The sequence below is a fragment of the Staphylococcus sp. 11-B-312 genome (genome assembly GCF_016743055.1).
In the GTDB taxonomy this organism is placed as follows: Bacteria; Bacillota; Bacilli; order Staphylococcales; family Staphylococcaceae; genus Staphylococcus; species Staphylococcus ureilyticus.
On sequence record NZ_CP068241.1, the window covers coordinates 2,257,520 to 2,280,589 of the forward strand.

20 protein-coding genes and 1 pseudogene are annotated in these 23,070 nt (G+C 32.1%); 4 read left to right on the forward strand and 17 right to left on the reverse strand.

All coding sequences use genetic code 11. The annotated features are described in order from the left end of the window. The first annotated feature begins 4 nt into the window (after window positions 1–4). A complete protein-coding gene (locus JG554_RS10900) occupies window positions 5–511 on the forward strand; it encodes a GNAT family N-acetyltransferase (RefSeq protein WP_203265304.1) in 507 nt (168 codons plus the stop codon). Window positions 512–879: 368 nt separating this feature from the next. Here the strand turns inward: JG554_RS10900 and JG554_RS10905 are convergent, their stop codons facing one another. From JG554_RS10905 to JG554_RS10960, 12 genes are all read right to left on the reverse strand, one after another. After that, window positions 880–1,911, reverse strand: coding sequence for an alpha/beta hydrolase (locus JG554_RS10905; RefSeq protein WP_070038992.1), 1,032 nt, complete (start codon window positions 1,909–1,911; stop codon window positions 880–882). A 147-nt stretch (window positions 1,912–2,058) separates the two neighbouring features. Further along, window positions 2,059–3,126 carry a YkvI family membrane protein gene (locus tag JG554_RS10910; RefSeq protein WP_064209560.1) on the reverse strand — a complete coding sequence of 356 codons (1,068 nt, stop codon included), beginning with the start codon at window positions 3,124–3,126 and terminating at the stop codon, window positions 2,059–2,061. Window positions 3,127–3,663: 537 nt separating this feature from the next. Continuing rightward, on the reverse strand, window positions 3,664–4,164 hold the full coding sequence (locus tag JG554_RS10915) for a hypothetical protein (protein WP_046207332.1): 501 nt from the start codon (window positions 4,162–4,164) through the stop codon (window positions 3,664–3,666). A gap of 179 nt (window positions 4,165–4,343) precedes the next feature. After that, on the reverse strand, window positions 4,344–4,709 hold the full coding sequence (gene dhaM / locus JG554_RS10920; protein ID WP_046207331.1) for a dihydroxyacetone kinase phosphoryl donor subunit DhaM: 366 nt from the start codon (window positions 4,707–4,709) through the stop codon (window positions 4,344–4,346). A gap of 1 nt (window position 4,710) precedes the next feature. Next, a complete protein-coding gene (dhaL, locus tag JG554_RS10925) occupies window positions 4,711–5,286 on the reverse strand; it encodes a dihydroxyacetone kinase subunit DhaL (RefSeq protein WP_070657597.1) in 576 nt (191 codons plus the stop codon). Between the two features lie 31 nt (window positions 5,287–5,317). Then, the gene (gene dhaK / locus JG554_RS10930) at window positions 5,318–6,286 is read right to left on the reverse strand and encodes a dihydroxyacetone kinase subunit DhaK (RefSeq protein WP_107360151.1); all 969 of its coding nucleotides are present in this window, start codon (window positions 6,284–6,286) and stop codon (window positions 5,318–5,320) included. A 239-nt stretch (window positions 6,287–6,525) separates the two neighbouring features. Further along, entirely contained in the window at window positions 6,526–7,542 is a 1,017-nt protein-coding gene (locus JG554_RS10935) for a FecCD family ABC transporter permease (protein WP_046207328.1), read from the reverse strand. Continuing rightward, on the reverse strand, window positions 7,539–8,540 hold the full coding sequence (locus tag JG554_RS10940) for a FecCD family ABC transporter permease (RefSeq protein WP_046207327.1): 1,002 nt from the start codon (window positions 8,538–8,540) through the stop codon (window positions 7,539–7,541). Before JG554_RS10940 ends, JG554_RS10935 begins: the two co-directional genes overlap by 4 nt. An 8-nt stretch (window positions 8,541–8,548) precedes the next feature. After that, window positions 8,549–9,352, reverse strand: a complete 804-nt coding sequence (locus JG554_RS10945) for an ABC transporter ATP-binding protein (RefSeq protein WP_046207326.1) — start codon at window positions 9,350–9,352, stop codon at window positions 8,549–8,551. 313 nt (window positions 9,353–9,665) lie between these two features. Beyond that, entirely contained in the window at window positions 9,666–10,502 is an 837-nt protein-coding gene (locus JG554_RS10950; RefSeq protein WP_046207325.1) for a YitT family protein, read from the reverse strand. Window positions 10,503–11,151: 649 nt separating this feature from the next. After that, window positions 11,152–12,381, reverse strand: coding sequence for a NupC/NupG family nucleoside CNT transporter (locus JG554_RS10955; protein WP_070038985.1), 1,230 nt, complete (start codon window positions 12,379–12,381; stop codon window positions 11,152–11,154). 338 nt (window positions 12,382–12,719) lie between these two features. Continuing rightward, complete coding sequence (locus JG554_RS10960; protein WP_107360152.1) at window positions 12,720–14,438, reverse strand: ABC transporter ATP-binding protein; 1,719 nt, start codon at window positions 14,436–14,438, stop codon at window positions 12,720–12,722. Between the two features lie 241 nt (window positions 14,439–14,679). Here JG554_RS10960 and pbp4 point away from each other — a divergent pair, with 241 nt between their 5' ends. After that, on the forward strand, window positions 14,680–15,972 hold the full coding sequence (pbp4, locus tag JG554_RS10965) for a penicillin-binding protein PBP4 (protein WP_107360153.1): 1,293 nt from the start codon (window positions 14,680–14,682) through the stop codon (window positions 15,970–15,972). A gap of 202 nt (window positions 15,973–16,174) precedes the next feature. Here the strand turns inward: pbp4 and tagD are convergent, their stop codons facing one another. The 4 genes and pseudogenes from tagD to JG554_RS10985 form a co-directional block, all read right to left on the reverse strand. Further along, a complete protein-coding gene (gene tagD, locus JG554_RS10970) occupies window positions 16,175–16,573 on the reverse strand; it encodes a glycerol-3-phosphate cytidylyltransferase (RefSeq protein WP_019468395.1) in 399 nt (132 codons plus the stop codon). Between the two features lie 91 nt (window positions 16,574–16,664). Next, window positions 16,665–17,723 carry a glycosyltransferase family 2 protein gene (locus JG554_RS10975; RefSeq protein WP_070038982.1) on the reverse strand — a complete coding sequence of 353 codons (1,059 nt, stop codon included), beginning with the start codon at window positions 17,721–17,723 and terminating at the stop codon, window positions 16,665–16,667. Beyond that, window positions 17,720–18,783 (reverse strand): annotated as a pseudogene (gene tarB / locus JG554_RS10980) (teichoic acid glycerol-phosphate primase TarB). Before tarB ends, JG554_RS10975 begins: the two are co-directional and overlap by 4 nt. Window positions 18,784–18,938: 155 nt before the next feature. Next, complete coding sequence (locus JG554_RS10985; RefSeq protein WP_019468398.1) at window positions 18,939–19,739, reverse strand: ABC transporter permease; 801 nt, start codon at window positions 19,737–19,739, stop codon at window positions 18,939–18,941. Window positions 19,740–20,104: 365 nt separating this feature from the next. On the opposite strand from JG554_RS10985, the gene tagH reads away from it, so the two are divergent. Then, on the forward strand, window positions 20,105–20,899 hold the full coding sequence (gene tagH / locus JG554_RS10990; protein WP_046207318.1) for a teichoic acids export ABC transporter ATP-binding subunit TagH: 795 nt from the start codon (window positions 20,105–20,107) through the stop codon (window positions 20,897–20,899). A 157-nt stretch (window positions 20,900–21,056) separates the two neighbouring features. On the opposite strand, the gene tarA is transcribed toward tagH, so the two are convergent. Then, complete coding sequence (tarA, locus tag JG554_RS10995; RefSeq protein ID WP_107360155.1) at window positions 21,057–21,803, reverse strand: N-acetylglucosaminyldiphosphoundecaprenol N-acetyl-beta-D-mannosaminyltransferase TarA; 747 nt, start codon at window positions 21,801–21,803, stop codon at window positions 21,057–21,059. A gap of 255 nt (window positions 21,804–22,058) precedes the next feature. Between tarA and JG554_RS11000 the strand changes: the two genes are divergently transcribed. After that, window positions 22,059–22,808, forward strand: coding sequence for a M50 family metallopeptidase (locus JG554_RS11000; protein ID WP_070038975.1), 750 nt, complete (start codon window positions 22,059–22,061; stop codon window positions 22,806–22,808). The last annotated feature ends 262 nt before the right edge of the window (window positions 22,809–23,070 follow it).

A 23,070-nucleotide genomic window follows, 5' to 3' on the forward strand; every position in this document is an offset into this window, starting at 1 on the left:
ATATATGGTTCATCAAATTCGAGAAATTGGTATCAACGATATAGAACCTTTTATAAAACTATTAAGTACAATCTATGATGAATCTGATTATTTGATATACAATCCTGGTGAGTATGCGCCCTCTAATACGGATGCTATTGCAACCTTAGAACATTATATAACTTCTCCTTCTAATGCAATTTATATTGCAGAAATCAATGGCGAACTCGTAGGATTTGCAATTGTCACTACCGAAAGTTTCGAACGTACACGACATGAAGCACACTTTTCTATGGGAGTTATAAGGCATTATCGTGAAAAAGGATTAGGACAATCATTAATTAATTCCATAGAAGCTTGGTGCTTAAACCATGACATTCACCGTATTGAAGTTGAAGTAGTTCCCGAAAATACGACCGCTGTTGATTTATTTAAAAGTGCAAACTATCAAGTCGAAGGAGAACTTAAAGATAAATTGTTTATTGATCATCGATATTATAATAAATATATCATGGCAAAATTACTAATTTAATGATTTTAATGTAATAAATTAGTAAATAGTTCCTTATTTGCAGTTTAATCGTTTTTGGATAAATATCCAAATGACAACTTCGTCTTCATCTATATTTTAACAATTAAACCATTATTGAAGTGTAGAAGATACCAACCAAACCTAGCTTGCTTACACCATTAGGTTATCACTTCCATATGTTCTGTATATCCTACTATTTCAATTTCAATCGTTTAGTCAAAAGAACGACTAAATTAAATCGAGTATATACATTATTAATAAAAAACACTTCCGTATGAATACATCTCATTTGCATTCAACGAAAGTGTTTTTTTATTTCCTTAAAACATTGATGTTATTTAAATCAAACATAGTTACATCATCGATATCTAATATGGGTTTAATTCAACTCCATTTGGATTCGCTTCTTCAGATTGATATTCCGTTTCAACGCCTGAAGAAGTTGTATTTCTGCTTAAAAACCTTAAGACGTCTTTCATATTTTGCTGTGATTCTGGCAATTCCATATGAAATTGATACTGATGTCTCAACTTATGAGAACCGTCATAAAATAATGTATCCACCGGTACGTCTGTTGACTTTAATTTTTTATAGAATTCAATATTCTGACTATAAAATGGGTCGGCATCGCCCACTGATAAAAATGTTGGCGGATAATCTTCTGTAACTTGATTGATGGTAGACATCTCACTTATATACTTAAATTGTTGTTCCCAATCTCGTTTTCCAGTATAGCTTTCCATAAAGAGCTGAATTCTTGGGAATTCTGTCGCTCTAACTGTCTTCATGTCATAAAAGCCACCAAAAAAGATAGCTGCTTTAAGCTGATCTGCTTCAAATTGTTGCTTAAAGTTCATATCCTCTCTTAAAGATTTATTCGTTTGTATTGCTGTATATTGGCTTGATAACTGCGCACCTGCAGAATCACCGCCAAAAATAACTTGATTGAAATCAATTGGTAACTCATGTTTATTTCTCTTAATAAAACTTACCGCTTGATCAATCTGTTGTAACTGGGTAGGATATTTAAAATCTGGTGCAAGTGCATAATTAATATTCACCACAATATATCCTTGTTCAGCAATTTTAGATAATAATGGGTTTTTATATTGTTTATCTCCCGCAATAAATCCTCCGCCATGCATCCAAAAGATGACTGGAAGTTTGTTATCTTGGTCTAATTCATTTGGCGTTAATATATCAAGTCGACTATTGGGTGCCCCTTTTCCATATGTGATATTTGTAAAAGCATTCACATTTTTATTATTAATTTGAACTTTTTCGTTTACTCTACTCGAGTTTTGTCTATCATACTGTAGTTTTAAAAGTACTGCCATAACTACTACAACCGTGACTATGATAAACGTTGTGATAAGGGTCCATTTATGTTTTTTCTTCATAGATTACCTTTCCTTTCGGAAGCATTGTACCATAATAAATAAATTCACAATAGTATTACAAGGATAATAAACTAGAAAACTCAGCTTGCATACGTTAGCAAGCTGAGTTATATCATATATCAATTTACAATTTTTCACTTTTAAAAGTTAAGCAATAAATTTCTTGTTTTGTCGTTTTCTACTGTAATACTTAATAAGTACTCCAATAACAACAATAAGACCAACATATCCCATTATTGGATATAAATAGTTGATTAAACCTGCGAAACCTACAAAGCTTAAACCATAAGCCACAAGTACCATAACTATGATAAAGATATGATATTTTTTACTATACGGTTCTGTAAATCTCGCTGCAAATGAATACATTAAACCAAGAATTGTATTATACATTACTGCTAACATAATTACTGATAACACTAGTGCTATCCAAGGATTAATTGCATTTGCTAATGTTAACATCGGAATATCTGCATCTTTGATTTTTGGAAATTCAGACTGTAATGCAAAGTTAATTAACGCTAATAACACGGTATAAATAATACCACCAAATAGCGCACCAGCGCCTGAAACACGACGTCTTGAAGCATCGCCGCCTATAGCGACAATAGTACTGAATCCTACCGCAAATGCAAGACCACCATAGTTAATACCTTTAAGTATACCTAACCATAAGCTGTCACTTGGTACAGTTTCGTTAACTTTACCTAATGAAATACTACCATTGAAAAGATAGTAAGCAGCAATAATAACTACTAATATAATTAAGAATGGCGTAACAATACCTAAAGCTCGTACGATTTTATTAAAGTCCATCAATAGTGTGATATATATTGCAATTACCATTATCAATGCACCTAACCACGTTGGTACACCGAAACTTTCTTGAAATGTTGATCCTGCTCCAGCAATCATAGTAACTGAAATACCAAATAAGAAAAAGATTAGTAAGTAATCTACGATTTTACTGAACGCATTTCCAAATAAGTAGTCCAAAGTTGATTCATGGTTTTGTGCGTCAAACGCAGTACCAATTTTCGCAACTTGTCTACCAATAAATCCTAAAATTAGCCCAGAAAGTAAAACACCAATATATGACCATAAGCCATATGGCGAGAAGAATTGCATAACTTCCTGTCCTGTTGAAAAGCCAGCACCTACTACGATACCGACGTAAGCGAAACCAATTTTTATAGCTTCTTTATTCAACCCCATGTGATAAATAACCTCCTCATAGTTAACACATTTTGTAATTATAACGTACTGACTGTAATTTGCAACATGAGAAAATTAAGATTTGCACAATTCATTAAAATTAAACATAATAGTTAAGCAATATATTTCTTTTTAATCATTCATTTTATCTTTTAAAAATAAATCGTCAATTCCAAGATACACTATAAATATGAATAAATTCCAATAACTTTTTGCAAATTTATACATTTCTAAATTTCATAATAATTCAAAAATTATAATGAAAAATTTTTTGAAAAAATTTTCATTGCTTCATCATCTAATGTACCAAACAAATATAAAAAATAAATTTAAGTCTTATTTTCATTAATGTTATAACAATAAAACAAAGAAAAACGAAGCAGAAACATTACTGATTTAAAATAAATACCTGAGCTATGCTCATGAAAAAGGCTGAGACAATCAATTTGTCTCAGCCTCAAAAAGTCATTTTCATATACAATTGTTTTCACATCAGAATTAAACACTATTCTATGATTTAACTGTCACTTACTCAAGTTAATGTGCATTTTTAAAACGATTAAGTTCATTGAAATCAACGACAACATTATCTAAACGTTTTGCTGTTTCTTTTAGTACATTACGCGCAACGCTATTTGTTGGATCTAGTTTAAGTATTTGACGAGAAATCTCTAATGCTTTTTTATCAGAAATGACTGGTTCAGGAACTGCATGTAATAACAACATCTGTAATAAGCTTTTTACTTCTTTGCCGTCAGTAAGTTTTATGGATGATTCTGCATGATAATATGCAGAATCTAAAGCACCTTGTAGTTCACTTAATGGATAAACGAGTAGTAGAAAAGCTAAGTCATGCATTTCTGCTGTTTCTTCAGTTTTCATCATATCTAAAATACATGTATAAAACATGATACTTTCCACTTCATGAGCGCTTGAGATATAAGCTTCTTCAAATTCCATAAAATCTGTCTGGGACATAAGACGGTATACTGATTCAAATTCGCCGTTTAAGACATGCTTTTGTATCAATTCTTTCATTGCAATGTCCTCCTAGATATCCAGATTTCTTTAACAGTTAAGTCTCATTTTACCATATCTTAATTATATATTCATATAAAAAAGAATATTTTTGTCAAGTTAATTGAAGCAGTTAGAACGACATACGCTATATATATCATTATAACTACTTGAAAGAGATCATTGATTAATACGTTGACTTAGCCAAATTTCGTATTCAACTCATCTAACACTTCATCTATAGTCTTTCCTACAGAAAGATTTACTGCTGCAGTAAAAGTACCTTCAACAATAGGGGCATCTATTTTTTCTAAACGATGCTCTCCCTCATACATCTCAATCGCTAAATCTGTATTCATTTCAGCAGAACCTATGTCATAAAAACATAATGCGTCGTCATCTACTTGATTCACCATTGTTTGGATATCATCATATGATGTGCCAATTTCACCATGCACACCACCTTGTGCTGTAATCTTAATATTCTCTCCTACCATTTGATTTACCAAAGCTTTTGTACCATCTGCTATCTCTTTACTATGGCTTACAATAATAATTTGTGTCATATTAATCAGCTCCTATTAATGCGTTTAAAATATATACACTGCTTTGTGCACCCGGGTCCACATGCCCTTTTGACGCTTCTTTAAAATAGGCTGCTCTACCTTTCGTTGCTTCTATATCCTTAGTTGCTTCTGCCAAAGATTGTAAATCTTCAAATGATAAAGTTTCACCATTATTTATCGCTTTGTTGGTACGTTCAATAACGTCATACATTGTCTTTTCATTTAACTCTACTTTCCCACGTTGCGCAACTGCCTCCGAAAATGTGTTAAGCATTGTTTTTAAATTCTCTTTATCAATTTCATCACCAACAACTTGAGACATTTTCACAAAACTAAATCCATAAAGTGGACCAGAAGCACCACCAATATTAGACATTAAAGTCATACCAGTAGATTTTAATAATGCAGACACAGAGCTATCATCTAGCTGGTCGGGCAAGGCTTTAAACCCTCTTAACATATTTACGCCATGATCACCGTCACCAATTGCTCTATCTAATTCTGTTAATAATGATTCTTTCTCTTCAAAGACATCAACTAAATTAAGCAATCTCTCTTTTAACTCTGACACATTCATTCCGCTTCACTTCCTAACCTATATTTTTTATTTAAGCATTAAAGTACGGGCTACTTGTCGGTGCAATCAATGCTTCATAAACTTGTTCCGTATATGGTAAAAATGTTATTGATAAACCTTCCATATCTAATGAAGTCATATAGTCTCCAACTAACCATAATTTCACATCTTTTTGTTTATCTTCGAGTTGTTGTGCCACGTATTTAGTTGCAATATTTAGTTCAGATAAAGGTGTAGCTCCCATACCGTTTATCATCACAATAAGTCGTTCATCATCTACCTCTTTCAATAATTCGGCAATCAATCGTTCAACGACTAAATCTACACTTTCAACTTTTTGGCGTGAGAGACCTTTTTCACCATGTATGCCGATACCAATCTCCATAGATTCATCATCTATATCAAAGCCATATTGACCTGTTGTTGGAACCAATGGTGGCGTTAAAGCCATACCTATTGATTTGATAGTTGGTAATAATTCATTTAATTTTTCTTTAATTTGCGATAGTGAGGCTCCGTTTTCTGCTAAATATCCAGCTATTTTATGCACAAATACTGTACCAGCAACACCTCTACGTTGCGCTTCATCACTAACAGCAACATCGTCTTTGACCACAACGGTTTCTACTTGGATATCTTCCATTTCTGCCATTTCTTGTGCCATTTCAAAATTCATGACATCACCTGCATAGTTTTTTACAACAAGCAGTACACCATCTCCATTGTCCACAGCTTTAATCGCACTTAAAATTTTATCTGGCGTTGGAGATGTAAATACCTCACCACACACTGCAGCATCTAACATACCTTGCGCTACGTAACCTGCATGTGCAGGCTCATGACCACTGCCACCACCAGATACAATCGCTACGCCTTTTTCTTTTTTATGTTTACGTACAACCACCGTATCAGCAATTACTTCGACATTTTTATTTGAAATCGAAAGACCATCTAACATATCTGGTAAAAATTGTGTTTTATCTTTAATGAGCTTTTTCATATTGAGGACCTCCTGTTTTCACTATTCACTTATAGTATACCCTACACACAAATGTAAACGCTAACAACTCAAAGGGTTTATTTAAAAAAAAGAGCGGGTTCTCAATCAATCTTTTTCAAAATTGATTCTAAAACCCGCCCATCTGTAAAGTTTTTCTTAAATGACTATCTAGTTATAACGAAATTTTATTGCATACTTATTTATTACACACAAACATTTAATGATTTCTATTTTCATATTTAAACTGATTTTGTTTTATACATTAAATATAAAAAATAAGGTGCGCCTATGATTGATACAACAATACCAGCTGGCATACCAGAAGGCTGTAATATCACTTGTCCGACAGTGTCTGCCAACACAAGTAAAAAGGCACCAATAAATATGGAAATTGGTAGAAACATTTGATGTCTCGGACCAACAATTGATTTAGCAATATGTGGACCTAACAAACCTATAAAACCAATAGCTCCTGCCACGGATACTGCAGCTGACGACAGAACTACTGCTATTAACAATAATACAATTCGTTCTCTACCAATTTTCACACCTACACCTTGAGCAATATGTTGATGCGTATTTAATAAATTTAAAACATTCGCTTTTAATAATAAAAACGGTATCAGTACAATGACCCAAGGTAAAAAGGCAATTACAAACGCCCATTCATCGCCCCAAATATTACCCGCAAGCCATGAAGCAATAAACTCTGATTGATCTTCGTCAAATGTTGACATTAACGTCAAGGACCCACCACTTAAAGCAGTAGCCATACCCACGCCTACTAACACCATACTTGCTGGTGTGATACCTTCTCCTTTATTATAACTAAATGAAAAAATAACTAGCGCAGTCAGTATACCACCGATCATACTTATAATTGGTAATACATATACAAAATTATCTGCATTCACTTGACCAACTACAATAAATAGTGCTATAGCAAACCCACTTCCTGCATTTATACCTAAAATACCAGGTTCCGCTAAAGGGTTTTTAGTTACACTTTGTATGATAGCTCCGCTCATTGCTAAAGCAGCACCAGCTAAAATAGTAATAACCATTCTCGGAAATCTAAATTCCATAAGTATGAGTGTGTCGGTATATTCACCTTGACCTATAAGCGTTTTAAAAAAAGTACCTATAGACATCTTATATTCACCTGAAGTCATACTCCAAGCACATGCAAATACCACCAATATTATAAGAATAATCATGGTAATGAACTGTTTATATCTTAATTTTGGGTCTATCATGAAAAGCGTCCTCCTCGTTTAACCAAATACAAGAAGTAAGGTACGCCAATAAATGAAATGATTGCACCTACTGGAGCTTCACCTAACATGCGCGCTACCGTATCAGCAACGAGTAGCAATAATCCGCCAATAACAGCAGTTAATGGCAGAACACGAGCGTAGTCTGTACCAACTAAATAACGTACAATATGTGGAACCATTAGTCCTACAAATGCTATTTGACCCACCATTGCTACGGCAATACCTGCCATAACCATGGATATAATCAAAGCAATTGCACGTGTTAAAGCAACATTTTGTCCCAATCCAATTGCTAAAGTTTCACCTAAATTTAAAATAGTTAGATGTTTACTCATCGCAATAATGATAACTAATGCAATAATAATAAATGGTGCTGCCCAAACAAGCTGCCCCCAAGTCGTACCAGAAACTCCACCAGCGCTCCAAAACGTTAAACTTTGATTTAATCTAAACAATAACGCTACACCTTGACTCAAGGCTGTTAGCAAAGCACTTACGGCAGCTCCGGCCAGTATAATTCTCATCGGATTAAAGCCATCACTTCTTGACCTGCCAATCATCAATACAATAAATCCACCCATGATTGCTCCGATAAATCCTGCAATCATAAGCACTATAAATGGTGCTGTTGGATAAAATGCAAAAGTTAGCGCTAACATAAATGAAGCGCCTGAATTTAATCCGATTAAACTCGGATCTGCTAAACCATTTTTAGTAACGCCTTGAATGACTGCACCTGAAGTCGCTAATGCTACACCTACAAGCATTGCTCCTATATCTCTTGGTATACGTATTTCACTAATAATATTATGTTGTTGATTCTTATTATCATAATTAAATATCGCATCAAATATTGTAGAAATGTGAATTTTAGCATCTCCAATCAATATTGATACCGTCAAAGCAATGACTAATAGAACCAAACTAATTATTAATGTTGTTGTGAAGCTTAATTTTCCCTTTTTTTGCGTAGCCATGATTACACCTAAATTTCTGAATAGCTTTTTCTACATAAATCATAGGTAACTAGCATAGGTTTCCCTGTTCTAGGGTCTGTACTAATCTCTACATCTATATTGAATACTTTTTCTAAGTTTTCTTTGGTTAAAACATCTTCTGTACCTCCAGCAGCAACAATGTCTCCTTGTTTCATCGTAATCAGATGATCTGAGAATCGAACTGCTTGATTAATATCATGCAACACCATAATAATAGTACAACCTTGTTCTTGATTTAATTGGGTAATTAATTCTAAAATTTCTAATTGATGTGAAATATCTAAATATGTTGTAGGCTCATCCAAGAAAATAATATCCGTTCTTTGAGCCAATGCCATCGCAATCCATACTCTCTGACGTTGACCACCACTCAAATCGTTGATAGAACGTAATCGGAATTCATAAGTACCTGTTACATTCATGGCCCAATCAATTTCCTTTTTATCTTCCGCAGAAAGTCTCCCAAATCCTTTTTGATGTGGAAAGCGACCATATGAAACAAGCTCTCCAACCGTAAGTCCATCGGCCACTTCTGGTGATTGTGGTAAAATCGCAATTTTTTTGGCAACTTCTTTTGTTGATTGTGTATGCAGATTTTCACCATCTAATTTAATTTCGCCATCTTTAATCGGTAAAAGACGTGACAATGCTTTTAGTAATGTAGACTTTCCACAACCATTGGGTCCTATAATAGATGTGATTTTACCAGTCGGAATATGAACATCTAAATTATCTACAATAACATTATCCCCATAACCTATCGTAACTTGTTCTCCTTCTAATCGAGTCATAATTTCCCTTCTTCCTAATACAAAATGTACCAAAAACAATCTATATCTATGTCATTTTTATTCTAATTTGTCCTTTAAATGATAATCATTATCACAGATGATATTATATCATTTTTTAGATATGATGACTAATAAATGTTTTATGATAGCAAGCAAAATGTATGGTTTATGAATATATTTTAAATTGCCATACAGTTTTTTTAGCAATATAAGAAAATTCTTAGTTATCGGATTATTGTAGCGATACTCAAATTAAAACCTTGATGTAGGATCTAATCCATACACCAAGGTTTTAATTAGCATTTTTTCATTTTTAATGTTCATCAATTAAGAAACCATTACCATAAACATCACGAACATCATGAATCACTAAGAATGCTTCGTTATCAATGCGTTTGATTAAACGTTTCGCTTTACTAACTTGCGTTTTAGTAATAACAACATACAATATGTCTTTTTCTTGTTTAGAGAAATAGCCTCTCCCATTTAAAATTGTCAACCCACGTCCTACCTGTTCATCAATCACTTTAGCTATTTCATCTGGTTTACTAGAAATAATCGTCATTGCTTTTTTCGTATTTAAACCTTCTATGACATAATCCATTACTTTTGTACCGATATAAAGTGAGATTACTGTAACCAACGCACTCGGAACAGGAATTACTGTTAATGAAATTGCAACAACAATTAAATCAAAGAACAACAGTGCATAAGGTGTACTAACATCTAAATATTTATTAGCAATTCTAGCTAAAATCGTTGTTCCTGCAGTTGTCCCTCCAGCAAGTACGATAATACCAATACCTAGACCTACAGACATGCCACCAAATACTGCATTAACTAAAATATTACCTGTCTCAATTTTCCAACTCACTGTTAATTCTAAAAATAGTGAGATTAATATTGTCGCTATTATCGTTAAATACATACTTCTCTTACTTAGAAACTTGTAACCTATAGCGATAAGTACTGCATTAAATACAAAGTTTGTTACACCAGGAGATATGTGAAAGGCATAATAAAGTACGATAGCTATACCGGTCACGCCTCCCTCGCCTAAATCAGCAGATATGATAAAAGTATTAACGCCTGCTGAAAATATAAATGACCCAATTATAACGAATAACAAATCTCGTACTGTTTTATTCACCCACATGACCCCCTCATATTAACTTCAATCAATTGAATATTAGCAAACTATCGAACATACCACAACAATATTTGAAAAAAATTCTGAATCACTTACTTGTAAAACCTTGATATTATAAGATTTCTTTTTATTACACTTTTAAAAGTTCAAAAATTCTGAATTTTCGGTTTACTTATACACTTTCCTTTGCTATAATAAAATTTATCTTCTTATTGATTGCCAATAAGAAGCCATCTCCTTTGTGTTGTTTATAGTAACATACAAAACAATTTTTGCTCGAGTATATTTTTAGTACCTAGTCCTTACTATTAATATACAATTAATTCATTTCCCGTATAAGCCAAGTAATATTGCATGTGTCTCCTCACGTCAATTACTTGGCTTTATTTTTTATTTTAAAATCATCATAATACATATACGAACAAGCATTAATATAAAAAAGGAGCGTTATTGACATCAATAATCAATTGATTTCTCACGCTCCTTTTTTTACCGTCTATTGATATCAACTAAGTAATTAATACAACTTTTACTTCAAGACGATCGATTATAAATTCACTGTATTTAATTTTCTTACATGATTGATAGACCTAGACAATTATTTCGACATATATCATCTTTAAGTGAGTCATTCACTTACAACCAATCATTACCAAGCAAACAAACCAACAAATCCAGCTGTCATTAACGATACTAAAATTCCTGCAAGCAACATCATTGGAACATATTGCGAAACAAAATCAGATGTTTTCTTATCTACAATGCCTTTCAATGTTCCAATAATCATCCCTATTGTTGAGAAGTTCGCAAACGATACTAAAAATGTTGCAATAACTGCACGTCTGTGTGGTGAGTATGAATCAATAACATCCTTAATTTGACCCATCACCACAAATTCGTTTGTCACAATTTTTTTCGCCATTTGTTGTGCCACTATCCATGCCTCATCAAACGGTAATCCTAGTAATAAAGCAAATGGATACATAAAAGTACCGAGAATTTGATCTAGGCCAAAACTTCCTTTTATACCAGCCCAACCACCGATAATACCTGTGATTAAATTAATAAAACGGTCAATTAAATCAGAAAGTGCAACAAAACTGATAACAAAAGCAATGATGATTAAAATCAATTTACCTGCATTTAATACTGAATCTCCTAAAAATGAGAAAAACGGCTGTTTTTCAATTTCTTCATTACGGATACTATAAATAATATCTTCTTTTTCTTCCACAGAAACAGGATTTAAAATAGAAGAAACTATAATTGCATTAATGATATTTAATGGAATAGCAGTTAGCACTAAGTCACCTGGTATCATCGATACATACGCGCCAACAATTGCACCAGATATCGAACTCATGGACATCATTGCCACTGTTAACACACGTGTTTCTTTCATGCGTTTCAATTGTTCATTTGAAACTGCTAATGCTTCTGTATTACCTAAAAACATCATTTCTATACCAAAGAAAGATTCGAATTTTGGCTGACGTGTAATTTTAGCTAAAGCCCAACCAATACCACCTATAACTTTGGGTAAAATATTAAAATACATCAAAATATCAAAAAGTGGTACTACTAATAGAATTGGAAATAGCGCACTCACAGCCATATCCATCATTTCTGTATTTGTCCAACTGGCAAAAGCAAATCCCGTACCTACATGTGCAGAATCAATAACCCATGATATACCATTTGCCAATAATTGAACCGCTGACTTCCCCCAAGGGAAATACATAAAGAACCATGCTAAGAATAAGTTGATTACGACTAAAATGCCAATAGATTTCCACTGGATATCTGATTTCTTTCTGGAAAAAAGTACAGCAATACCTAAAAACACAATTAACCCAATAATATTAATAAGTAAAAACATCATACACCCACCATTTCTTATTGAATAAATAACTACTTGAATATTTAAAAGCAACACTCGATTATGTATAAGAATTATTAAGATGAGTATATCTGCTCTCGCTCATTAAGTTAATTATCAATTTTAATTATATAGCAGCGAATATACTCATCTTAAATTTTGTAATCCATTTATTTAATTTCATTCTTGATAAAAATCTATCATTCCCCAAATGATTGTCACTTATGAATTCACAATAATTATACCATGTATGTACATTATATAAAATAAAAAATTTATGGTTCGTTTATAGTCAAAAAATATATTTATCCAGCATCCAATCATACGTGTTTTCAATATTACTTCGTTAAATTTTGTGTATGAACAAATTGTTGATATTTTTCATGATTACCAATCAAATCCTGATGAGTGCCTATGCCTGTCACACTACCGTTATCAATAAAAATAATTTGTTCAGCTTTTTTAATTGTAGATAGTCTGTGTGCAATCACGATTGTTGTTCTGTTTTCCATCAATTCTTCTAAAGCATCTTGAATCTTTCGCTCACTTTCGCTGTCTAAGTTAGCGGTTGCCTCATCCAATAATAAGATATCTGGATTTTTAACAAAACTTCTGGCAATATCTATACGTTGACGTTGGCCACCTGACAATTTCAAACCTCGCTCGCCAACAATTGTGTCATATCCATCTTCAAACGCTATAATAAATTCGTGACAATTTGCTAATTTTGCATAGTAAATTAATTCATCGTTTGAGACTTCACGATTAATGCCATATAAAATGTTGTCTCTGATTGAGCCATTCATCATTGAATTAGATTGCATGACATAACCTATTTTCTCACGCCAATGACCTAGATCTATATCATAAATCGATTGGTCGCCATAAGTGATATCACCTTGTTCTATGTCATACATTCGTTCAATAATATTGAAAATTGTACTCTTACCTGAACCAGAAGGTCCTACAAAAGCAGTAATACTACCAGATGGTATATCAAAACTCACATTTGTAAGAATTGGTTTATTACCGTATTTAAAATGTACATTTTCAAATGTTAAATTACCATCAATCATTGGTTTTGCTTGTTCTATTTCAAAAACTTCAGTAGGTTCTTCCATGATTTCATATATACGACTACTTGCCCCTACAGCCTTTTTATAATCTGTAACCAAAGTTGATAAATTAATGATAGGTTGCGTAAGTTGAATAACATAAAAAATCATTGCAATTAAGGTTCCTGCTGTGATTGCTCCAGTAGAAATTCGAATTGCACCAAAACCTAAGATAACTGCAATCGTTAAAAGCATAATTACACCAGATATAGGTTGTATAATAGCTGTAATCTTAGCTTGCTTTAGTCCTAAAAAGTATATTTCTTGTAAATTCTTATGAGCATTATTTAACTCAATTTTTTCAGTACGTGAAACTTTAACTAAGCGCATTTCTGTTAATACACGACCTAGTAAGCCACTGAAATTCGCAATCTCTGCCTGTGTTTTTTTAGAAATATTTTGCATAATTTTACCTAATGGAATCATAATTAATACAAATATAGGTATCGTGATAAAAGTCAGCAAAGTCATTTGCCAATCCATCACAAATAACATTATTAAAGAGCCGATAATAGTCAATACTGAAGGCAATAAGTTGGGCAATTTTTGTGAAATAAATTCATTGATTACTTTTGTATCGTCTGTCAAACGACTCATCAATTGTCCACTTTCATTTTTATCAAAAAAGGGCATTTTTAAGTGAATGATGTGTTTCCATAAAACGGATCGAATTGCATAAATGATTTTCTCACCAATTTTACTCAATAAATACAGTCCTATACCGCTAAGCAACGCATTCATAATAAATATAGAAATAAATGCTATGATAAACATCCAATTAATATTTTCAAAAGAAAATTTATCTACGAGCTTACCTGTAAAAAAAGGAACTACTAGTCCTGTAATACTACCTAATGAAGAAATTAAAACAGCTATGATAATAAGTCCAACAGGCCATGATAATTTTTTAAATAAGTAGAATAATGGATTCTCTTGATTCATATCTAAATTACCTCTTCTAAAAATATTTTAAATTACCTCTTACTTACATTAATTTTGAGCAGATTAATTTTAAAGTATTAAGTTAAATTAATTTCAATTTATTTTATCATGTTTTACACAATAATTTTCAATAAATTAGTTATAAAAAATATTCTTCTGTTTAATATTTTATAAACTACATACAATATGCTAAAATACCTCTATTGCAATAAAACAGAACATATTAAGAGGGAATGTAATTATGAGAAAGTTAATTCTGGCAATTGTAACTGTACTCTTCGTCGGTTCAATTATAACACCTTTTGCCAACGCTGAAACAGTCACACCTACACAGGCGGCAAATCAATATGGTTATAATGTTACTGATAATTATCAACCTGAAGGTGCAGTAAATATTGCCCAAACCGGTCAAATTCTTTACCAATATAACGCTGATAAAGATTGGTATCCTGCTTCGATGAGCAAATTGATGACCATGTATTTAACACTCGAAGCCGTTAATCGTGGGGATTTATCTTTAGATGATAAAGTTAAAATCACAGACAAACATTACAGCATGTCTACCTTGCCTGAATTAAGTAATACCAAGCTTTATCCTGGAGAGACTTACACGATTAAAGAGTTACTCCAAATCACTGTTTCAAATTCAAGTAATGCCGCAGCGCTTATATTAGGTCAAGAAGTATCTGGAAACCTTTCAGATTTTACAGATGCAATGAACAAAAAAGCAAAATCAATAGGTATGAAAGATACACATTTTGTTAATCCAACAGGTGCTGAAAATAAACAATTAAAAGACTTTGCACCAAAAAAATATAAAAATGAAGAGAATAATACATCAACCGCTAAAGATTTTGCAATTTTAGCTCAACGTACCATTCAAGATACACCAAAAATCATTTATTTCACTAAACAATTAGCTCCAACGCAACACGGTGTTACATATTACACGTTCAATCACTCTTTAGAGGGTGCGGATATGAGTTTAGAGGGGACAGATGGTTTAAAAACTGGCTCTAGTGACATTGCAGATTACAATCACACTATCACTACAAAAAGAGATAAATTTAGAATTAATCAAACAATAATGGGTGCTGGTAACTATGACAACTTAGGTGGCGAGAAACAACGTAATATGATGGGCAATGCCTTAATGAATATGTCTTTTGATCAATATAAATATAAAAAAATTATTTCAAAAGGCAATCACAAAATTAATGGAAAAACATATTATGTAGAAAAAGACTTATACGATGTACTTCCAAATGATTTCGATAAAAATGATTATAACTATGTAATTGAAGATGGTAAATTGCATATTGAATATGATCGAAAATTTATTTCCGATAAATACGGCCCACCAACTGTTAAAGTAAGCAAACCAATTATGCATCAAACTACGACAGTTGTGAAAACGACGTGGGATGAACATCCAATCCTCACTTTATTAGGAACGATATTAATCATAGCTGCAATCGCAATTATTATTTATCTTATTATCGAAACTTTCAAAAACAGAAAAAATCATAAATAAAGTCATGAATTATCAATGCCAAAATGATACCCCGAAAAGATGCTTTAACTTAGAAATCTTCTCGGGGTTTTTCATAGCTTGATCGTTCGATGACAAAACAAGTTGAGGCTGAGACATTACAATGTCCCAGCCTCACTTAATATATTTATTTAACATATGATTTATTAAAATTATAATTCAATATCAACAAATGACTGCTGATTTATTTTTCAGCATCACCATAAAGTTCTTTCTTGATTTTAGTAGTAGAAATACCTTCTGTACGGTTAAGGTAAATCACTTCACATTTATCTTTCAAGAAGTCAAACTCACCTTCCCAGTCGTGCCCCATTACAAAAGTATCTATTTCATAGCGATCGACGTCGATTTCTTTTTGTCCCCAGCCACTTTCAGGGATTACAAGATCAACATAACGAATAGACTCTAGCATCATCTTTCGTTGTTCATAATTATAATAAGACTTTTTATTTTTAATGCGATTAAATTCATCTGTAGATAGTGCAACTACTAAATAATCGCCCATTTCTCTAGCTCTTCTTAATAATTCAATGTGACCATAATGTAATAAATCATACGTTCCATAAGTAATAACACGTTTCATACGCTCATACTCCTTAACAAAATTTAATTAAAATTTACATTTTTTAAAAGTATAGCACACTGATTTGAAGTTTACGAACTATACCCAAAATTCATTTTTTTAATATTTGTTTTAATTTCATTTTACCTCTGAATTTTACACGTTTCGGTAACACTTCCATTTGAAAACGGTAATAATTCGGTCTACCAATGCCTACATTAAGTAATGCTTCTCGCCATTTTTTATATAACGCTTTATTCCAATTTTTTCCACATTGTTCAACAACCCTAATTATTCTAAACATTGCTTCTCCTGAATAATCTGCTTCTTGCATATTATTCATATAAGACGTTACGACATCTAAAAATGGTTCTGTTAATTTTTTATTATTTGTGAGAAATGCTTGCAACAAGTAACTGACAATGAGTTCATCCATACGATAACTGTAATAAATCCGTTCTTCTCTTAATAACAATGTGTGCATCACTCTATGTCTTACTTTAATCGCATCGCTCATATAATTTACAAAGCGATCTGCTCTTTGATCTGTCACCGACCCTTTTTCTTCATGATAACCATACACAATAAAAGGTAATAATTGCACATCTCGTGCTTTCTTATAAGCTGATATCATAAATGTATGCTCTTCACAAAACACTACATCTTCATCGAAGCGTAAATCTTTGAATGTCGCACTAAATAACTTGCCTCCTGGACCAATAGATTGCATCATTTCAGGACATTGTGCTAAATTCACTTTATCAAATTTTTGTATGGGTTGGTGTGTATAAAAACTTTGCCATGCACCTTTATTTAGTCTTCCAATTTGTCCTAGTACAATATCTACATGTTCATCCTGTTGAAAGTAATCTGCCATAGCATCGATACTATTTGGCAAAAATTCATCATCTGCATCTAAAAACATAAAAGCATCACCAGTAACATACTCCAATGCCTTATTTCTGCTCACAGCTGCACCTTGATTTGCTTGATTAATAATACGAATGTTTTTGTATGCTTTTTGTAGTCTTTCTAAAACTTGTTTACTTTCATCTGTTGATCCATCATTGATACAAATAATTTCATAATCTTGCTTTGTATCCACCGAGCTTATTGCTCTTTGAAGTGTATTTGCTGCATTATAGACAGGTATGATAATTGATATTTTCATGTTTTCACCATTTTCTCTATATGATTTATAACCTGAGTTAAGCTGTTTTGAACATTATAGTCATGCCAATTTTTGAACAATGGCATTAATGCACTTGCATGTGTTTGAAGTATATGAACGATGTCTTCTTCGCTATATGCTTTGTAAAATTCCGGAATTTCATAATAATATGAATTTAGCCCCCGTACTTTTTCATAATTTGCTTCATCATAGACATAAAAAAGTGTCGGCTTATTTAACAAACTTGCTTCTATTGCTAATGAGCTATAATCTGTGATGATAACGTCCGCCATAACCATGAGCGATTGTAGACTAATATTGTGTTGCTCATCTTGAGGTAGTGATGGATGTAACTTACTCATCAATGTGTATGAAGGCAATGCTGTTTCAAAACGCGCCTTATCAATAATCTGATTGGCTTGGTGATGCTCGCGATACGTTGGCACATAAAGCGCTAATTTATCATTGATACCATATTGTAACTTTAATGCTTGCTGCTTTTGTTTGATATCTAAATTTACATATGGAACAAGACGAGGCAATCCAGTTCTTAAAAATTGATCATCTTTCGCACCAAACGCGGATTTAAAACAATTCACCATTGGTTCGCCCCCTACTAAATATTTATCAGTAGCGCGATAAACATTTTTATATTGGTTCACCATTTTTTTATTATTTAAATCTACTTGGTGGTCAGTAAGTCCAAAATTTTTCAGTGCACCAACTGCGTGCCAAGTTTGAATGATTGTCTGTTGCGATTTCTTTTTGAAACCGCCAAACAATAAATAATATGTATCTATCACAATAATTTTTGCCGTACTCAAGGCCTTTATATGTTTAAAGACTTTTTTATTGCCCGCAGGTATAAATGTCACATTATCTAATTGTTCAACATATTTTCTATTACTTTCCTTGGCAATCACTGTCACTTCATAAGATTTTCGATTTAATGCTTCGATGATTGGAAGTACATCTTCAACAAATGTCATCATGACGACAATATGATGATGATTTATTTTTTCTTTATATATATCAAATTTAAAAAACTAATGATTGTCATATAAAGTTTTTTATTAACTGTCTCAAATTTCCACCGCCGGTAATTATTTATTCTCTTTTATTATAGCTATTTTATATTTAAAATTATAGAAAAATCCTTTAATGACTTTTAAGCCACCAAAGGATTAAATATAAATCGTCTTTGTCTGAATTCAATTACATAAAGTCTGCAAAATGATCTCTATAACGCATATGCAATATAGATCCTATGACAAATAAAAATACAATGATAAAGAAGTTATAAAATGTTAATTCCCAATGTGTAACAAAATACCATTCGTTATATAGAACCGATGCACGATACGCCTCAGCAAGATAATAAATTGGATTCAGTTGCATAACATCTTTAACAATACCTTCTGGCGGTACAATTAAAATAGATGAAGCAAAGAATACCATTCTCATCAATGCTTGAATTGCTGGTTGAGTATCTTTTACTAATACACCTAACGTAGAAGTAAACAATGCTACTGTTGTAGTAAAAATTAATGCAAATGGTACATATAAAAATAATTGTAATGTATAAATAGATGGATAATAACCACCTAACATACATAATAAAATAACAGCAACTAATAGTGCGATATGACCATAGAACCTACTCATCACTATATATGATGGTATAATTGATAACGGAAAATTCATCTTAGCGACATGGTTATATTTACTTGCGATTGATTTCGTACCTTCCAAAATACCTTGGTTCACAAAGAACCACATACTAATACCAACGAGCAACCAATAAATAAATGGGACACCCTCGATTGGATTATTAGTTCTAATTCCTAGACCAAATACAAACCAATAAACCATAATTTGCATTGCTGGATTAATTAATTCCCAAGCCATACCAAGGTAATTATTGGTGTTAGTAATTTTAACTTGGAATTGTGCTAACCTTTGAATTAGATAGAAATTTTTAAAATGCTCTTTTAAGACTACCCACACTGCACTCATTTAAATAAACCACACTTTCAATCAATTTGCTAATCATAATTATGCTATAAAAAGTCTACATTCAAATCTAATATACGCTTTGTTATTCATCTTAACAACCTATATTTAATTGGGTAAATTAAATATTTTATGTAATAAAAGCGGATGTGCTTACTCATATGATTGTTGTATAATAGAAAAACAACGAAGCTAAAATAACCTCATTTTAGTTGATTTTATAACTTAAATTCAGTAAACTTTAACAATTGTATAAGAACGTTATCTTAAAATTTGTACTCACTTACTTTACAATAGGTTAATAAATTTAACAACTCATATATAATATAATATACTATATACTATCTGCAAATAAGGAAGGTAAAATTATGAATGTATCGGTTAACATTGAACATGTAACTAAAGAATACCGCATCTATCGCAATAATAAAGAGCGTTTAAAAGATGCCTTAGTCCCTTTTAATAAAAACAAGACATTTTATGCGCTGAATGATTTGTCATTAACAGCATACGAAGGTGATGTTATAGGCCTTGTAGGCATCAATGGGTCAGGTAAATCTACGCTTAGTAATATTATTGGTGGTTCCCTATCTCCTACTGCTGGAGATGTGAATCGCCACGGTGAAGTTAGTGTGATTGCAATTAATGCTGGTTTAAATGGACAGTTAACAGGTATTGAAAACATAGAATTTAAAATGTTATGCATGGGATTCACAAGAAAACAGATTAAAGCCTTAACACCTGATATTATTGAATTCAGTGAACTAGGAGAATTCATTTATCAACCTGTTAAAAAATATTCTAGTGGTATGCGAGCCAAGTTAGGTTTCTCAATTAATATCACGACAAATCCAGACATTCTTGTCATTGACGAAGCATTATCAGTTGGAGACCAAACTTTTGCACAAAAATGTTTAGATAAAATTTACGAGTATAAAAAGCAAGGTAAAACTATTTTCTTCGTAAGCCATAATATGAAACAAGTGCGTGAATTTTGTACTAAAATCGCGTGGATAGAAGCTGGTAAATTAAAAAAATTCGGTGAACTAGACGAGGTTTTACCCGAATACGAAAAATTCTTAAACGGTTTTAAAAAATATTCCAAAGAGGAACAAAAAGCCTTTAGAAGTAAATTGGATAACTCAAGATTTGAAGTGAAATAATTTTATTGACTGTTAAATATCATAGATAACGACTGCACAATTGCATGACAATTTTAATAAATAAATCATAACTAAAATAAACTTATATTTGCTAAATATATCAAAGTCATTGTAGTAAAAAAATCGGCTATAGCTTAACAATGCTATAGCCGATTTTTTATTGCTTTGCTTTTTGCTTAATCACTTTAAATACAAACTTCGGTATGGCTTTCATTCTACCAAACCGTTTCCAATCAATGATAAAACGATAAATCCATTCGATATTTAATTTACGAAATATTTTGGGCGCTCTTTTTTTCGTTCCACTAAAAACTTCAATAGATCCGCCTACACCCATTAGTAATGTCTGTTTAAAATAATGATCATGACGTTCAATCCATTGTTCTTGCTTAGGATAACCCATACCAACGAAAACATAATCTGGATTAAATGAACTCACGCGTTTCAATACCGTTTCATCTTCTAAATTAAAATAGCCATGGTGATAATCAAAATGAATATTAGGGTATTTTTCACTTAATTTCTTCACAGCTTGAACGACAACCTCATCTTTTGCACCTAATAAAAAGACTTTTTGATAATTAGCATTAGCAATTTTCAAACATGCTTCCATTAATTCTATACCTGGAACACGTTCTTTCAAAGGGGTTTTAAGCAGTTTTGAAGCCATAACTACACCTGTACCATCAGGAATGACATAGTCTCCTTTGTTAATTAACTTACGATATGCTTCATTTTCAGTAGAAAAGTCAACTATTTCAGGATTAGCAGTTACAATAAATAAATTATTTTCAGATTGTGATTCAAAAAAAAGCTTTATACGGTCACGCATTTCTGTCAGCGTTACATTATCGAATAAAACAGATAATACGTTTACCTTTTCTAATTTATTAGCTCTTGTCATAATTGGTTATCTCCTAACTCAATTCTTTTTCTCGTTACCCTATAATACATTACTTGTAATATGAATACCGTTACTCTCGCATATATTACAATATTAATAAAACCTAGGTCAAACCGCTTTAAAATATAATATACATCAAAAGTCCAAATGATTTATGGATGATCTTACTTTATACTATTATATGTGAGATACTGTTTGATTATTATCGTATCTCGTAAAATATTAAATTTTCGTATTCTAAAAATGAGGTATTTCATGTCTAAGCTAAATGCGTTTTTCAGTTCTTCTATTCAATTACATCTTTATTGGATTGTTTTAGTGGCTATAATCTATATCATCATACATACTTATCGAAATAAACCTATCAACCAATTTTTAGATATCTATTTTAACTATATCCCTGTATTAACACATGAGTTTGGACATATATTATTTAATAAATTGAGCGGTGGACGAGCGAGAGACTTAGTGATTGTGGCAAGGCCAGCTGAGCGTCTAGCAACATCTCAACAAGGCTACGCCATAACACAATCAAAAAATAGTATTGGTCAGTCCATCACTACATTCGGTGGCTACGTTATGCCGCCATTGATGTTATATATAGGATTTCTATCTACGCAATATCAATATCCAAGCTTGTTTATCACTGCCTACCTATTAATATTTATATATTTTGTATGCTTAACATCTAGAAAGCTATTACCAATGTTCATAGTAATACTTTTAATTTTTTTATTATATTGCTTATTTAAAAGTGATAATCAATTAGCGATACTTTATGTTATATCCATTACACAACATTTTATCTTAGGTGTTTTATTAGGAGAAGTTCTTCAATCATCTTGGACAATATTCAAATTGACTTTCTCATCAAATGACATCACTTGGGATGGTAGCACTTTAAAAGCATTGACTCGTGTTCCAACCTTCCTCTATAGCTTCATTTGGATAGCGATCAATTTATTTACTGTATATCAATTATTCCGAGTTTACTTTATTCCTTAGACCTCTTCAAAAAGAGTCTAGGACATAAAATTATTGGGTAAGTGAAAAAGCCAATATCCATTGAAATAATATAAAAATCGGCTTTAATAGGTTGTATTTTGATAAGACTCTTGAGACAACAGGACAAACTGAAGACGACGGGCAGAAGCTGTCCTCTAAGAAAGCGAGCCAACAATACGCCGCAGCATTGAATAACAAGAAGCACACAGATAGATTGAATTAAATCATCTGTGTGCTATTTTTTAGGATTTATGACTCAGAC

Coding starts and splice junctions, on each gene's coding strand:
- JG554_RS10985 (WP_019468398.1), bottom strand. CDS start 19,739: ATGAGTGCAGTGTGGGTAGTCTTAAAAGAGCATTTTAAAAATTTCTAT.
- JG554_RS10940 (WP_046207327.1), bottom strand. CDS start 8,540: ATGGCTACGCAAAAAAAGGGAAAATTAAGCTTCACAACAACATTAATA.
- JG554_RS10975 (WP_070038982.1), bottom strand. CDS start 17,723: ATGAAAATATCAATTATCATACCTGTCTATAATGCAGCAAATACACTT.
- JG554_RS11000 (WP_070038975.1), top strand. CDS start 22,059: ATGTCTAAGCTAAATGCGTTTTTCAGTTCTTCTATTCAATTACATCTT.
- dhaK (WP_107360151.1), bottom strand. CDS start 6,286: ATGAAAAAGCTCATTAAAGATAAAACACAATTTTTACCAGATATGTTA.
- tarA (WP_107360155.1), bottom strand. CDS start 21,803: ATGACAAGAGCTAATAAATTAGAAAAGGTAAACGTATTATCTGTTTTA.
- JG554_RS10955 (WP_070038985.1), bottom strand. CDS start 12,381: ATGTTTTTACTTATTAATATTATTGGGTTAATTGTGTTTTTAGGTATT.
- tagH (WP_046207318.1), top strand. CDS start 20,105: ATGAATGTATCGGTTAACATTGAACATGTAACTAAAGAATACCGCATC.
- dhaM (WP_046207331.1), bottom strand. CDS start 4,709: ATGACACAAATTATTATTGTAAGCCATAGTAAAGAGATAGCAGATGGT.
- pbp4 (WP_107360153.1), top strand. CDS start 14,680: ATGAGAAAGTTAATTCTGGCAATTGTAACTGTACTCTTCGTCGGTTCA.
- JG554_RS10945 (WP_046207326.1), bottom strand. CDS start 9,352: ATGACTCGATTAGAAGGAGAACAAGTTACGATAGGTTATGGGGATAAT.
- JG554_RS10900 (WP_203265304.1), top strand. CDS start 5: ATGGTTCATCAAATTCGAGAAATTGGTATCAACGATATAGAACCTTTT.
- JG554_RS10915 (WP_046207332.1), bottom strand. CDS start 4,164: ATGAAAGAATTGATACAAAAGCATGTCTTAAACGGCGAATTTGAATCA.
- JG554_RS10935 (WP_046207328.1), bottom strand. CDS start 7,542: ATGATAGACCCAAAATTAAGATATAAACAGTTCATTACCATGATTATT.
- JG554_RS10905 (WP_070038992.1), bottom strand. CDS start 1,911: ATGAAGAAAAAACATAAATGGACCCTTATCACAACGTTTATCATAGTC.
- JG554_RS10910 (WP_064209560.1), bottom strand. CDS start 3,126: ATGGGGTTGAATAAAGAAGCTATAAAAATTGGTTTCGCTTACGTCGGT.
- tagD (WP_019468395.1), bottom strand. CDS start 16,573: ATGAAACGTGTTATTACTTATGGAACGTATGATTTATTACATTATGGT.
- JG554_RS10960 (WP_107360152.1), bottom strand. CDS start 14,438: ATGAATCAAGAGAATCCATTATTCTACTTATTTAAAAAATTATCATGG.
- dhaL (WP_070657597.1), bottom strand. CDS start 5,286: ATGAATGTGTCAGAGTTAAAAGAGAGATTGCTTAATTTAGTTGATGTC.